This is a genomic window from Sporosarcina sp. ACRSM (assembly GCF_022346545.1).
Classification (GTDB): domain Bacteria; phylum Bacillota; class Bacilli; order Bacillales_A; family Planococcaceae; genus Sporosarcina.
This window is the reverse complement of sequence record NZ_JAKRNU010000010.1, coordinates 83,490-98,023: the sequence shown is the minus strand read 5'-3', so window position 1 is coordinate 98,023 and position 14,534 is coordinate 83,490. Positions and strand designations below refer to the sequence as shown.

The window sequence follows — 14,534 nt, the reverse complement described above, 5'->3', positions numbered from 1 at the left end:
CTTATTAGGAATTGAAATACACACATATACGGCAATTGCTCAATTGTTTGATGGGTATTTCCATATCGTAAATTTCTTTCAACGCGTCGGAATTGATAATGTCATTGGTCGGACCGTCTTTGACGACACGGCCATTTTTCAATGCGACAATCCGATCTGAGTAGACGGACGCAAAGTTAATATCATGCAAAACGATGACAACTGTTTTCCCTAGTTCATCCACTAGCCTTCTCAAAATCTTCATGATTTGAACAGAGTGCTTCATATCCAGATTGTTCAGCGGCTCATCCAGAAGGATGTAATCTGTATCTTGAGCGATGACCATCGCGATGAATGCCCGTTGGCGTTGTCCACCCGATAATTCATCTAAGTATTGATGTTGCATATCCATCAGATCCATATAGTCCATCGCCTGATCCACGATCCGCACATCCTCAGCGGTTAATCTCCCTCTGGAGTGTGGGAATCTTCCAAACGAAACAAGTTCACGGATCGTCAAACGGACATTCATGAAATTCGATTGTTTTAAAATCGAAACCCTTTTGGAAAACTCATTCGATTTCATGTGCCTCACTTGATCGTTATCAACAAGCACTTCGCCAGTATCCGCATCTAACAAACGGCTCACCATTGAAAGAAGCGTCGATTTCCCTGCACCATTCGGCCCGATAAAAGAAGTGATTTGTCCGCGATGAATATTGACATTCACCTTTTCAACAACCGCTTTTTTACCGTAAAACTTCGTTAGCTCACGAACCTGGATCATGTAGATCGACTCTCCTTTAGTAGTAGATAAATGAAGTACACACCGCCGATGAAGTTGATAATGACACTAAGCGTCGTCGAAAACGTGAAGATCCGTTCGACAACCCATTGCCCACCGACAAGGGCAATCACACTCATGATGGAAGCACCGACAATCAAAATAGAATGCTTATACGTTTTGAAATACTGATAGGACAAATTCGCGACGATCAAACCAAAAAATGTAATCGGCCCAACAAGCGCGGTGGATACTGCGATCAGGACTGAAGATAAGACCAACATCGTCTTGACAATTTTATCGTAAGATACACCCAAGTTGATGGCCGTATCTCTACCGAGTGATAAGACGTCAAGCTCGGAAAAGTATCGCCAACCGATCAGTAAGGTAATCGCAATGAACCCAAGCGCCCACCAGACAAGGTCTCCACTGACGTTATTAAAACTCGCAAACATCTTATCCTGCACATTCATAAACTCATTCGGATCAATGAGCACTTGCAGGAATGTCGTAATGCTTCCGAAAAAAGTTCCGATAATAATACCGACAAGCAGTAAAAAGTAAATCGGTCGCTTTCCTCCTCGGAATAGAAACCGGTAGAGGAGAAGGGCAAATACGATCATCGCACTAACAGACAATATGAAATTCACTTGTTTGTTGACGATAGTCACATGATTCGAACCAAGAAAGAAAATAACGGTCGTCTGTAACAGTAAATACAGGGAATCCAGCCCCATAATACTCGGTGTTAAAATCCGGTTATGTGTAATCGTCTGGAAGATGACTGTTGAATAAGCGACAGCGACACCTGTTAAAATCATCGCCATCACTTTAATGCCACGACGCGGCAGCGCATAGTCAAAGCTTCCATTCAATCCTTGGAAAAGATAGAGCCCACAGAAGATAGCAGCAAGCACAGTAAGAATAATGAGTTTCGTCGAATTACGCATAGGCTTTCCTCCTAAATAGCAAGTAGAGGAAAATTCCGCTGCCGATGACGCCAACCATCAGACTAATCGAAATCTCATAAGGATAAATGAGTATTCTTCCCAAAATATCACAAATGAGTAAGAAAATCGCACCAAGTAATGCTGTATGTGGCAATGTCTTCTCCAAATGATCTCCTTTAAAGATGGAGACGATATTCGGAATGATCAATCCAAGGAATGGGATCATTCCAACCGTCAATACAACAGTGGTTGTAATCAGAGCTACTAATATAAGCCCGATATTGACGATCCGTTTATAAGCAAGTCCTAGATTTTTTGAGAAATCCTCACCCATTCCGGCGACCGTGAATCGGTTCGCATAGAGATAAGTGATGATGAGTACCGGGATACTTATGTATAGAAGTTCATAACGTCCTTTCATGATCATCGAAAAATCACCTTGAAGCCATGCCGACATATTTTGGATGACATCCGCTCTGTAAGCGAAGAACGTCGTAATAGATGACAAGATGTTCCCGAACATCAATCCAACAAGTGGAATGAAAATCGCATCCTTGAACTTAATCCGATCAAGTATTTGCATAAACAAAAGCGTCCCCGCAAGTGCAAAAACAAAGGCGACAATCATCTTCTCAATCGTGGAAGCATTCGTAAACAACAACATCGAAACGAGAATTCCAAGTCTCGTCGCATCCAAAGTCCCTGCTGTCGTCGGGGAAACAAACTTGTTTCTGCTCAGCTGCTGCATAATAAGTCCTGCGATACTCATCCCAGCTCCTGCAAGGAGAATAGCAAGAAGTCGCGGCAGTCTACTAATGAGAAAAATTTCTGTTTCTTCCGATTTGAAATCTAGCAGATCCATCGGTGTAATATGGCTCACTCCCACAAATAACGAAAGGAATGAAAGTAAGATAACTGCGACAATCAAATAACGTTTCTTCATTGTGATCCCCGATACCGATTATTTGCGTGCCATTGAGAATCATAGAGTGAAAACGATTATCAATTGACTGCAAATTCAATTATAGCATGTTTGAATTTGCTGTCAATGCTTCAATGAAAATGATTATCAGCAATAACAGGATTGACTGAAAAATCATATCACTGTAGCCCAATACAATTAAGATTATCCATCCTTTTCAGCGAAAACCGTGTCTATCAAGATACAAAAAAGCGCCGGTATCTAACCGGCGCTCATGTCTTATTCTTGTACTGGTTCCATTTCTCCCATCGCTTCGTTAATATCGACTGCGTTATCTATTACGTCTTGTGGGATTTCGATTTTTTCGATTTCATTGATTTTGCTAATATCTGCTTTCACTTTTTGGACAATATTCATCTCTTGGCCTTCAACAACCATATTCATGTCCATGTCCATATTAAATGCATTCGTATAGAATGTCTCTTTGTCGATGAAGATTTCAAATTCCAGTGCGTTCACTTTCATGTTTTCCATGAGTTCCATTTCTTCCTCACCCATCTCAACACCGGCTGGAATATTATCTTTTGCAATTTCTTTCAATAACTCTGTAAATTTATCACCTGAAGCAGAGAGAGTCAGAATGTATGCATCATCCGTCTGTTCAAATTTGAAATCGTTGACAAACTCTTTAAACATTTCCATATCGAGGGTCGGGTCCGCGCCGCCGCCCATTTCACCAATCATATCTTCATACATCTCATTCGGCAATTTTACCCATTGACCCGATTCCGGATCATTCATGTAGAAGCCTTCTCCTGTCATGTACATTTCGATGTCCATCGAACCTTCGTCACCCAAGTCCATTGTCATCTTTTGGTACATCTCGACCGGATCGATGACCATGTCCATATCCATCTTAATCTTGCTATTCATCTCAAATTCTTCACTTGGGACCTTGATCAATTGATCGACGTCCATTTTAGCATGCATGCTCTTTTGCTCTTCCGATACTTCCATCGCTTTTTGGTAAACTTCTTGAGCCGTCATCGTGCTCTCTTTTTCAACTTCTTCTGGCTTTCCTGTTTCCGGATCCTCTTTCGGTGCAGCCGTTTCGTTACAAGCGGCAAGTCCGAAAGCGAGAACGCCAATCGCAATGCCCTTCATCCAATTTTTCATCGTATTCGCTTCCTTTCATTTTCCATTTGTAGCACGTCTAATTATACGGCAAAATATAGAAACGGTTCCGTTTTTTGAGGCTGAATTTTAAATTGAGCACTCCTTCCCAGCATTCCACATCCTACGATATGCTTAGATCCCCTTTCAATGACCACCATTTTATAGATAAAGTTTATAAAGTCGTTTTCTATAACAATATCCGCTATACTATCCTTTATTAAAAGAAGGAGGCTTATATTCAGCATGCTAAAGAAATTCTTTTCTTACTATAAACCGCATAAGCGGCTCTTTATCATCGACTTTTCCAGTGCTATTTTTGTCGCGTTGCTGGATCTTGCATTTCCTGTGGCCGTTCAATGGTTCATCGACGATCTGCTACCGGAAGGGAGTTGGGGTAAAATTGTTTTAGTCAGTATTGCACTGTTAGCAGTCTATTTGCTCAGTACGTTCCTGCAATATGTCGTCAGCTACTTAGGTCACAAACTCGGCATCAATATCGAAACCGATATGCGTCAGCAACTGTTCAATCACGTCCAGCGGCAATCATTCCGTTTTTTCGATAACACCAAAACTGGACATGTGATGAGTCGAATTACCAATGATTTATTCGACATCGGGGAACTTGCCCACCATGGGCCCGAAGATGTATTCATCGCCATTATGACGATCATCGGCGCATTCGCCATCATGTACTCAATCAATCCTGAATTGGCGATTATCGCCATCGTCATGGTCCCTTTCCTCGCCATTCTCGTTACATTTTGCAATATCAAAATGAATGCAGCTTGGCGGAATATGTATGGAAAAATTGCAGATGTCAATGCGCGTGTCGAAGATTCCGTCTCTGGATCCCGCGTTGTGAAATCATTCACGAACGAAGAATTTGAAATCGCTCGTTTCAAAAAAGACAATGGTAACTTCAGAACGGCAAAACTCGTCGCATACAAAGTGATGGCTTGGACCCATTCAAGCATGTTTATGATGACCCGACTTGTCACACTGCTTGTCCTTGTGGTCGGTTCTTGGTTTTCCTTTAACGGCAAATTATCGTACGGGGAACTAGTCAGTTTCGTGTTATTCGTCAACGTGCTCATTAAACCGGTAGACAAGATTAGCGCTTTGCTCGAACTCTATCCGAAAGGTATGGCCGGATTCCGGAGATTCCGGGATTTAATCGAGCAGGAGCCAGATATTCAAGATGCACCCGATGCAATCGCTGTGCCGCATTTGAATGGGGACATCGTTTTTGACAATGTCCATTTCCAGTACGATGACAACAAAGCCGTGTTGCAGGGAATCGATTTATCCATTCATGCAGGTCAAACCGTTGCATTTGTCGGGCCATCAGGCGCTGGAAAAACAACGATTTGTTCGTTAATTCCCCGTTTTTATGATGTCAACGAAGGTTCCATTGCCATCGACGGGCTGGATATTCGGAGAATGACGCAACATTCCTTGCGTTCCCAAATCGGAATCGTTCAACAGGACGTCTTTTTATTCACAGGGACGATTAAAGAAAACATCGCTTACGGAAAATTGGATGCCACAGATGAAGAGGTGTTTGAAGCAGCCCAAAAAGCCCATCTCGAAGACTTCATCGCTTCACTGCCAGACGGGTATGAAACGCAAATCGGGGAACGTGGACTTAAACTTTCAGGCGGTCAGAAACAGCGACTTGCCATCGCTCGTATGTTTTTGAAAAATCCGCCCATCCTCATTTTGGATGAAGCAACTTCCGCCCTTGATACGGAAACAGAGCGCATTATTCAACAATCGCTCAATGAACTCGCCGAAAATCGGACGACGCTCGTCATCGCCCACCGATTGGCTACAATCCGCGATGCAGACCGCGTCATCGTCGTTACAGAAGACGGGATTGCGGAAGATGGAAAATACGAAGAACTGGTCAACCATGGCGGAATTTTTGCCCGGTTGCATAATATTCAATTTCAAGAGGTTTAACTTTCAGCTGAGGGGATATACTAAGAACATCCCACCCCCCTTTCTCTTAGATAGAAACGAAAAAGACCGCATTACATGACAACCCTACTCATGTGATGCGGGCTTTTTTGTTTGCGTTCTTTAATGACTGATGATGAATGCTTCGAACTTCGGACGCTCCGTTACATCCATCTCTACCGTCATCAGCGTTCCATTCTCTTCATAGGAAGTATTTTTCACGCTTGTCTTATCGTTCAAATAAGAGACGAGATCTCCCCGATCAAACGGGATGAGCAGTTTACAGGTAATGTACTGGCCAAAAATTTTCGTTTTAATCAGTTCAATGAGTTCATCCAGCCCTTTTCCCTCTTTTGCAGAGAGCCAAATGCTGTCGTCGTTCACTTCCGGATAACGGATACCGGCGAGATCCGCCTTATTGTACACATTGAGCGTAGCCACGTTCTCAACCCCGACATCCTGCAAAGTATCATTCGTCACTTCCATCATATATCCGTGTTCCGGATTCGACACATCGACAACATGTAATAGCAAATCTGCATCACGCGCCTCTTCCAATGTCGAGCGGAAAGCTTTGACGAGATGATGGGGTAGTTTCGAGACGAACCCGACCGTATCCGTTAAGATAAATTGCTTATTGTCACTTAATTTCACTTTCCGGACCGATGTATCGAGCGTCGCAAACAGCATGTCTTCTTCATAAACATGTTTGGTATGGTCCGCGTCCATCTTCGCCAACACTTGGTTCATCAGCGTCGATTTTCCCGCATTCGTGTAACCGACAATGGAGACGACCGGTACTCCGCTTTTCTTCCTTTGTTTACGCTGTGTTTCGCGTTGCTCCTTCACATGTTCGAGATCACGGCGCAATTTGGCAATCTGATCCTCAATTTTCCGACGGTCGAGTTCGAGTTTCGTTTCACCCGCTCCTTTGTTCTGGAATCCGCCACCTGTCCCGCCGCCTTGTCTGCTAAGGGAAGCGCGCAATCCAACAAGCCTTGGCAACGTATATTGCAGTTGCGCCAACTCAACTTGCATACGGGATTCATTCGTTCTAGCCCTCCTCGCAAATATATCAAGAATGAGCATTGTACGATCAATCACCTTACATTCAAGTTCCTGCTCCATATTACGGATTTGGGAGGGCGAAAGTTCATCATTAAAGATGACAAGATTGGCATCCAATTCTTCATAAAAGTTCCGGATCTCTTCAATTTTTCCTTTGCCGACGTAATGGGATGGATTGCGCCTTTCCAATTTTTGTGTCACTTCTCCAAGCACTTCAACATCAATCGCTTCGGCGAGATTTTTCAATTCTTCCATTGCATATTCGAAATGCTCATCATTTTGTTCATGCACGCCAACGAGAACCGCACGTTCAACTAATACTTCCATCATCTAAAACCCCTTCCGGACCAAGCTATCAGTGTGACCATTTTAACATACACTCAGATTTTCTAAAAAACGATGTGACAGACAAGGCTACACCCATCCAATCAAGCCTTTCACCGCTCAGCTTGTCCAATGACCACATCCACCAATCTGTCTTTCTTCCCCTGATGCTCTACAAATTTCAAAATGACATTCGGCAAAGCGATTTGATGGGCATCCCCAACCTTTTGCGACAGTAAGATAGCCCATTCCGCTGTCTCTTTCAACGGATCTTCGACATGAAAAATGCACTCTCGAATCGCTAAGCTTTCATTCTCGGGCGATAGGGACCCTTCTGCTTTTAAGCGTGCCGTCCGTGTCTCCTCCGCTTCTTCCCATTCGATGAAAAATGGATAAGGCAATTCAGCGGATATCGGCTGCTCAACAAATAGCAACTTCCATTTCAATAATTGCCCATCGACGGTTCTACGTTGTGCAGCCAACACACCCGATGTCCGGAATCCTTTGTTTTCAATTTCCTCGTTAAAACGCTCAATCCCTTCAACCGATAGGCAGATGGTGCCCCAACCTTCCCCTTCTTGAATGTCCGATAACAAAAGGTCGATCAGTGGAAGATGCGCTTCCTCGGCTATCTCCAAATGTTCCACAGCCAACCACTCCACATATGCATTTTTCATATACAGAAGTGCATTATGCGTTCCCCAGTTTTCATGGCGACCGCCGATTATAGCTTGACGCCCTTCTCTACGCTGCCCTTCGACAATTTGGCTCAGATCTTTTTCTGTAAAATAAACGACATGATCCAGTTTCATAACGCTACCCCTTCTTTCTATCATTCATTTCCTTTGTCAGAAAAGCCTGCGGTTCAACCGCAGGCTTGAAATGGTTCATCGATCTCTTTTCAATAATTCCAGTGTATCCGTAAATTCCTGATCAATTTCAGCATTTGGTCTATAAGTGGCGAGACTCACAACAACCGCTACTATGAGACAAATGACGAAGCCTGGAACAATTTCATACAAGGTGTCTGTTAACACCTTCACATTTCCCCAAACCATTACCGTAATCGCTCCAGCCACCATTCCCCAAAGGGCTCCTGCCGCTGTAATCTTGCGCCAATAAAGGGTCAGTAGAATAATCGGGCCAAACGAAGCACCAAAACCTGCCCAGGCAAACGATACGATACTTAAGATGGATTCGTTATTTGGCCAAGCGAGTACCATCGCAATCACGGAAACAAGCAGCACGGCCATCCTGCCTAAAAACACATATTGCTTATCCGTGCCATCCGTTTTAATGACCGCTTTGTATAAGTCTTCCACCAATGCCGAAGATGTGACAATAAGCTGTGAGGAGATCGTACTCATCACGGCAGCCAATACGGCGGCCAACATAATTCCAGCGATAAACGGATGGAATATGATTTGCCCGAGCACAATGAACACCGTTTCCTCATCGGCAAGCGCAGCCCCATTTTGATAGTAATAAGCGATTCCGACAAGCGCAGTCGCAATTGCCCCAAAGAGACTGAGGAACATCCAACCGATTCCGATACGACGGGCCTTCTTTGCTTCTTTGACAGAACCGAGCGCCATAAATCGGACGATAATATGTGGTTGACCAAAATATCCAAGTCCCCATGCGATGGCCGAAACGATTCCAAGGACTGACGCTCCGGATACAAAATTCAATAATTGAGGATTGACAGCCTGAATACTTTGCGTCGTTTCCGCAAAGCCTCCCGTGATAAAGATCCCGACGATTGGAACGAGAAGAAGCGCAAAAAACATGATGAGCCCCTGCACGACATCCGTATAACTGACCGCTAAAAACCCTCCGAACAAAGTGTAGAAAATCACGACACCCGACACAATAAGTAAGCCCACATGATAATCCAATCCAAATGAACTTAAAAAGAATTTCCCGCCTGCAACCATTCCTGAAGAGACATAGAACGTAAAGAAAATAAGAATGATAATACCAGAAGCAACCCGTAAAAGACGCGACTTATCTTTCAGACGACTTTCTAAATAACTTGGAATTGTAATGGAGTCATTCGATACTTGCGTATAGACACGCAAACGCGGTGCAACGAGCACCCAGTTTAAATACGCACCAATCGTCAATCCGATGGCAATCCACGACTCAACGAGACCGCTCACATAGATTGCACCGGGAAGCCCCATCAACAACCAGCCTGACATATCCGCAGCGCCTGCACTCAGGGCCGTCACCATTGGTCCGAGCGAACGACCACCTAGCATATAGTCCGTTAAGTTCGATGTACGTTTGAACGCATACCAGCCAATGAAAACCATCGCCGCCATGTACAGAATAATTGCAATCAATCGATACATTTCATCGGACATCTGAATCCCTCCTTTTATAAATTCTATTCATCATAACATCCTTTATTATACTAAATTGAATTTTTTACACTTTCAAGTTGAAATGATAAGTATGATAGACAGTGAGCGACATCCCTATCTTTATTCCCCTAAATTTCCCGGGAAATAACTTGGATTCGACAAGGCGGTCTTTGAGTAGACATATGAAAAACGGCTTTCCTAAATAATCAACATAGTCATCCAAAATGCTAAATGGGAAATCAGTTTTTTCTGCATACCTACCCCACTCCAAGCTTTCACAGTAGTTCACCCTCGTGGCAGTCTGTTAAGCTACTATTGGGAAAACTATTTCAGGAGGGATTTTATGGTCATCGAATTGTTAACTTCACATGCATCTGTTCGAAATTATAAAGATGCGCCGTTATCAAAAGAAATTGTACACGAACTGATCCAAGCAGGTCAGCATGCAGCCTCTTCCCACTTCGTCCAAGCTTATTCTGTCATTCATGTGACGGACAATGCCAAGCGGGAGAAGCTTGCTGAACTCACCAAAAATCCACGGCAACTCTTGTCAGCAGGTGCCGTTCTCATTTTCTGCATGGATTTTCATCGTCTCGAAAAAAGCGCGGAACTACTTGGGAGGAATATCGACTTTTCCTATGCGGAGAATTTGCTCGTAGGGGTGACGGATGTCGCTTTATTCGCCCAAAACGTCGCCATCGCTGCCGAGTCAAAAGGGTATGGCATCTGTTATATCGGCGGGGCTCGTAATGCACCCCATGAGATTAGCGATCTGCTCGGGTTGCCTCAAGGTGTCGCTCCGATGTTCGCCATGTCGATCGGTGTGCCAGATGAGGCAAACGAAGTGAAACCTAGACTGCCTGTTGAAGCGATTATCCACGAAAACAATTATGATTCAGGAAAGTATGAGACACTCATTCCTGCATACGATGATATCCTGAACGCCTATTATTTAAGTCGCGGCTCCAACCAAAAAGACGCCAACTGGTCTAACTCCATGGCGGATTTCTTGGAGAAACCTAGACGAACTCATATGAAAGAATTTCTGAACAAACAAGGTTTTAAATTCAACTGACAATAAGAAAAGGTTTGGTCTATGTAGGGAGTTGGCTTTTGCCGACTCCTTTTTGTTATTCTATAGGCAGAAGTGACTTGCAACCTAGGAGCGATGAAAATGCAATTTGAAGAATTACTCGACGAACTAACGCGGCGGATGATCAGCGGTTCGTTCATTAGCGGAACGATCAGCCAATCTCGTACAAAAACGGACGAGTTAAAACGGGTAAAAATGAAACCGGTGGAAATAAAAGGACAATTCCATATCCAATTTGAATACCAGTTTGAGCGTATTCTAAAGCATGAAAATGTAACACCTGACGCCTTGCGTGAACAATTACAGCAACTGCTGGAACGTTTCAAACAAGTGCATGCCGAATTTTCAGATGAAAAAATTCATGTGCAACTCTCTAAAAAGTTCAAAGTGATGTGGAAATCGGATCAGACCCAATCCGGTAGAGTCGCTGATTTATCACATAACCGAAAGAAAAATTATTTGCTAGATGAAAATACACCATATCCATTTCTCGTCCGCCTCGGCGTCCAAACAGACGACGGCAAAGTGAAAAAGCAGAAGCATGACAAATTCAGACAAATTAACCGATTCATCGAATTCATCGATGATTCCCTTGCTCATTTACCGAAGGACCGTACCATTCGTATTCTCGATTTCGGTTCCGGAAAATCGTATTTGACGTTTGCATTGTATCATTATTTGCGCATCGAAAAGGGGCTCGACATTCAAGTGACGGGGCTTGATTTGAAGAAAGAAGTGATCGAGGAATGCAGCCGGATCGCGCAAGACCTCGGTTATGGACAGCTCGAGTTTCTAGTCGGCGATATCAACGACTATAATGACGAAACGTCTGTGGACATGGTCGTCACCTTGCATGCCTGCGACGTCGCCACCGATATGGCGCTTGCCCGTGCCGTGAAATGGGGAGCGAAAGTCATCTTAAGCGTTCCTTGCTGTCAGCACGAATTATTTTCGCAAGTCCATTCACCAGCGCTCGATGTCATGTTGCAACACGGACTTATCAAAGAACGATTCGCGGCACTTGCCACCGACTCGATCCGCGCGGAATTATTGTCGCTCGTCGGCTACGAAACACAGCTGTTGGAATTTATCGACATGGAGCATACGCCGAAAAATGTATTGATTAGGGCTTATCATACCGGACGCAAACCCACTGAAGCTGACTCTAAACGCTACCAGGAATTCAGAAAACTATTGAATGCCGATCCGTTTTTGGAGAGGGAATTGGGCGATTTACTACTTAAATAAGATTTCTGCAGTGACAGGTACGTTCGTTTCGGCGCCTGTCACCCTTTTTATTCCAACGCAACATCCAAAAACACATAACCTTCCCGTTCATGCTGCCCTGAAAACACGACAGGGACACGCCCGCTAAAAATCGGACCATCTACAACAACGGTATGGAACTCCCCGGATTCCCCACACGAATCAATGCCGAGTGCATCCAACTCGTCCATCAATTCAATTGTAAATTTTCGACCGATGAAATGAGCCGGCATCATTTTTGTATTCACCACAATAACATAAGCCTCGAATCCTATATTCACGAACTCTTCCAGCATCTTACGCCGCGACTCCATCCACAAGGGGTGCACAGCTTCCATGCCAACTTTTGCACATGTTTTCTGCACCCACTCCAAATGATCGACCAGATCGATATCCCCGAATACCCCATGGTCGATGCCCCCCTCTTTACATTCATTCATCGCGTCCAAAAACTGGGCTTCATATCCTTTCCAATCCGCCCCCCGAATCATGAAAGGAACACCCATCTTCTCGGCTTGCGCTTTTACCACTTCAAAAGGCAGTGCGTGGGATTTCGATCGTTCTTCATTTTCCTCAAACATCGTCCACACTCGTTTCGGGATGCCTCCCGCTTTCACCGCCCGATAATAAGCCATCGCAGAATCTTTCCCACCACTCCACGATGCTACAAATGGGTATCCTATCATCTCATCCTCTCCCTCATTCAAATACGAAAGAATTTGTCTATCTTAGCAGAGATTTTATCATAAAGCGTCATGAGTTTTCTGAAAAAATGGTCCTTTCCCTTTATAAATGTATATCAAAACTTTTCAAGTAGATAGCCCGTCAAATTTAATAAGACGTGATCGCGACGCGTCGTAAACTAGAGAAGGTGAGCTTTGTCATGACAAAAGAGGAGAAATTCGAACTCGTAGAAAATTTCATAGTGGAGAATCAGGAAGCTTACTACCGTCTTGCCTATAGCTATGTCCGAAATAAGGAAAATGCACTCGATATTGTCCAAGACGCCATCTTGAAGGCCCTTCATTCCATCGATCGATTAAAAGAGCTTTCTTATTTGAAAACATGGTTTTACCGGATCGTCGTCAATACGTCGATTGACTACATACGCAAACATCAAAGGGTATCTATCATGGATGGAGACATTCTTGCCCTCCATTTGCCAAAGTCGGAAGACGAAATGACCGATTTCGATCTGCTAGAGGCGATCGATCAACTGCCACCGAAGTATAAAACCATTATTATTCTTCGATTCTTCGAGGAGTTGAAGATTGACGAAATTGCAGAAATTACGGGCGACAATGCCAATACGATCAAAACGAGACTCTATACTGCATTAAAAAAATTGCGTCTTGAAATAGGAGAGGAGTTCAGCATATGAACAGATTGGACAAATTGAAAAAAGACTATGAACAGACGGAGATTCCACCCGAATTGAAGGATGTCGTAAACGCATCCATCCGCCAGGCGAAAGCGTCACGTAAGAAAAGGCCTGTTCTGAAGCAATGGACAATCGGTGCCGCCGCTGCCGCCGCCCTTTTTGTCGGTAGCATCAATCTCAGCCCATCTTTTGCGCAAGCGATGGCAAACGTACCCGGCTTAGGTACAATTGTAGATGTCTTTACAGTACAGCAATTTGCGATCGATGAAGAAAATTACCACGCAGACGTCAAGATACCAGAAATTGATGGATTGGCTGATGAAGGCCTGCAAGCATCCTTGAATGAAAAATACATTGCTGAATCGGAAAAAAGATTTAATGCGTTCCAACAAGAAATGGAAACATTGAAAGCAGAAGGCGGAGGCCACTTCAGTATCGATTCTGGTTATCAAGTACTAACCGACACAGACCAGCTGTTCACGCTTGCCCGTTATAACACGGAGATTCAAGCGTCGGGTTATGAAACAGTCCGATACGATACCATCGACAAAGTGAATGGTGTGCTGCTTTCGCTCCCGGCATTGTTTAAAGACGACAGCTATATTGAAACGCTCAATGCCTATCTGACAGATGAAATGCGCCGCCAAATGGACGAGGATTCGATGAAATCCTATTTCATCGATGAGGAATTCGATTCTTCCTTCCAAACGATTGACCCTGAACAGCAGTTTTACATTACGGCGGACAACAAACTGGTTCTGTCGTTCGACGAATATGAAATCGCCCCTGGCTATATGGGCGTCGTCACGTTTGAAATCCCAACAGACGTCATAAAAGACCAATTGGTTGGAAATATGTATATTAAATGAGTGAACAACAAAAGCGTAGGGCGCCCGTTTAGATGCGACAGGCATAAGGCTAGTCGACGACGTGGCGTTCATTGCCACAGAGGCGAAACGGCATTCAGGGAACACAGTCTAAGTTCGCCGCGTCCTGAAAGTGCCTTAATTTCTGCAAAGAACGCAGAAATACGGCAAATCGAACCCTTCGCTGTTCGATTGGCAACGACTGCGTAACTCACATCCTGTGAGCCTCCGAGCATCTGGCGCCTGAAGCCTAGACGACGAAAAAGCAGACACGATGGTGTCTGCTTCAGATTGTAGACAAAAGGGTTGGAAATCATTTGGATTTCCAACCCTTTTGTTATTAATACAGGTTAATTCTGCGGAAAAGCGCCATTAGGGTTAGCCACTGTGGTTCTTA

13 protein-coding genes are annotated in these 14,534 nt (G+C 44.1%); 5 read left to right on the top strand and 8 right to left on the bottom strand.

Annotation, left to right across the window (positions count from 1 at the left end; all coding sequences use genetic code 11):
- Nucleotides 1-4 precede the first annotated feature (4 nt).
- The 4 genes from MHZ95_RS15740 to MHZ95_RS15725 form a co-directional block, all read right to left on the bottom strand.
- Nucleotides 5-766: an iron ABC transporter ATP-binding protein gene (locus MHZ95_RS15740; RefSeq protein WP_239391741.1), complete on the bottom strand. Its 762-nt coding sequence runs from the start codon at nucleotides 764-766 to the stop codon at nucleotides 5-7.
- Nucleotides 763-1,713, bottom strand: coding sequence for an iron chelate uptake ABC transporter family permease subunit (locus tag MHZ95_RS15735; RefSeq protein ID WP_239391740.1), 951 nt, complete (start codon nucleotides 1,711-1,713; stop codon nucleotides 763-765). The genes MHZ95_RS15740 and MHZ95_RS15735 overlap by 4 nt, the downstream gene beginning before the upstream one ends.
- The gene (locus tag MHZ95_RS15730) at nucleotides 1,706-2,656 is read right to left on the bottom strand and encodes an ABC transporter permease (RefSeq protein ID WP_239391739.1); all 951 of its coding nucleotides are present in this window, start codon (nucleotides 2,654-2,656) and stop codon (nucleotides 1,706-1,708) included. Before MHZ95_RS15730 ends, MHZ95_RS15735 begins: the two co-directional genes overlap by 8 nt.
- 258 nt (nucleotides 2,657-2,914) lie before the next feature.
- The gene (locus tag MHZ95_RS15725; protein ID WP_239391738.1) at nucleotides 2,915-3,811 is read right to left on the bottom strand and encodes a DUF6612 family protein; all 897 of its coding nucleotides are present in this window, start codon (nucleotides 3,809-3,811) and stop codon (nucleotides 2,915-2,917) included.
- Between the two features lie 243 nt (nucleotides 3,812-4,054).
- On the opposite strand from MHZ95_RS15725, the gene MHZ95_RS15720 reads away from it, so the two are divergent.
- A complete protein-coding gene (locus tag MHZ95_RS15720) occupies nucleotides 4,055-5,773 on the top strand; it encodes an ABC transporter ATP-binding protein (protein WP_239391737.1) in 1,719 nt (572 codons plus the stop codon).
- Nucleotides 5,774-5,893: 120 nt separating this feature from the next.
- Here the strand turns inward: MHZ95_RS15720 and hflX are convergent, their stop codons facing one another.
- The 3 genes from hflX to putP form a co-directional block, all read right to left on the bottom strand.
- The gene (gene hflX, locus MHZ95_RS15715; RefSeq protein WP_239391736.1) at nucleotides 5,894-7,165 is read right to left on the bottom strand and encodes a GTPase HflX; all 1,272 of its coding nucleotides are present in this window, start codon (nucleotides 7,163-7,165) and stop codon (nucleotides 5,894-5,896) included.
- A gap of 110 nt (nucleotides 7,166-7,275) precedes the next feature.
- On the bottom strand, nucleotides 7,276-7,974 hold the full coding sequence (locus MHZ95_RS15710; RefSeq protein WP_239391735.1) for a VOC family protein: 699 nt from the start codon (nucleotides 7,972-7,974) through the stop codon (nucleotides 7,276-7,278).
- A gap of 75 nt (nucleotides 7,975-8,049) precedes the next feature.
- Nucleotides 8,050-9,531 carry a sodium/proline symporter PutP gene (putP, locus tag MHZ95_RS15705; RefSeq protein WP_239391734.1) on the bottom strand — a complete coding sequence of 494 codons (1,482 nt, stop codon included), beginning with the start codon at nucleotides 9,529-9,531 and terminating at the stop codon, nucleotides 8,050-8,052.
- Between the two features lie 343 nt (nucleotides 9,532-9,874).
- Between putP and nfsA the strand changes: the two genes are divergently transcribed.
- Nucleotides 9,875-10,606 carry an oxygen-insensitive NADPH nitroreductase gene (nfsA, locus tag MHZ95_RS15700; protein ID WP_239391733.1) on the top strand — a complete coding sequence of 244 codons (732 nt, stop codon included), beginning with the start codon at nucleotides 9,875-9,877 and terminating at the stop codon, nucleotides 10,604-10,606.
- A gap of 99 nt (nucleotides 10,607-10,705) precedes the next feature.
- Nucleotides 10,706-11,872 carry a class I SAM-dependent methyltransferase gene (locus tag MHZ95_RS15695; protein WP_239391732.1) on the top strand — a complete coding sequence of 389 codons (1,167 nt, stop codon included), beginning with the start codon at nucleotides 10,706-10,708 and terminating at the stop codon, nucleotides 11,870-11,872.
- 47 nt (nucleotides 11,873-11,919) lie between these two features.
- Here the strand turns inward: MHZ95_RS15695 and MHZ95_RS15690 are convergent, their stop codons facing one another.
- Nucleotides 11,920-12,576, bottom strand: a complete 657-nt coding sequence (locus MHZ95_RS15690; protein ID WP_239391731.1) for a Dph6-related ATP pyrophosphatase — start codon at nucleotides 12,574-12,576, stop codon at nucleotides 11,920-11,922.
- A gap of 197 nt (nucleotides 12,577-12,773) precedes the next feature.
- Between MHZ95_RS15690 and MHZ95_RS15685 the strand changes: the two genes are divergently transcribed.
- Nucleotides 12,774-13,271 carry an RNA polymerase sigma factor SigV gene (locus tag MHZ95_RS15685; protein ID WP_239391730.1) on the top strand — a complete coding sequence of 166 codons (498 nt, stop codon included), beginning with the start codon at nucleotides 12,774-12,776 and terminating at the stop codon, nucleotides 13,269-13,271.
- Nucleotides 13,268-14,140, top strand: a complete 873-nt coding sequence (gene rsiV / locus MHZ95_RS15680) for an anti-sigma-V factor RsiV (protein WP_239391729.1) — start codon at nucleotides 13,268-13,270, stop codon at nucleotides 14,138-14,140. The genes MHZ95_RS15685 and rsiV overlap by 4 nt, the downstream gene beginning before the upstream one ends.
- The last annotated feature ends 394 nt before the right edge of the window (nucleotides 14,141-14,534 follow it).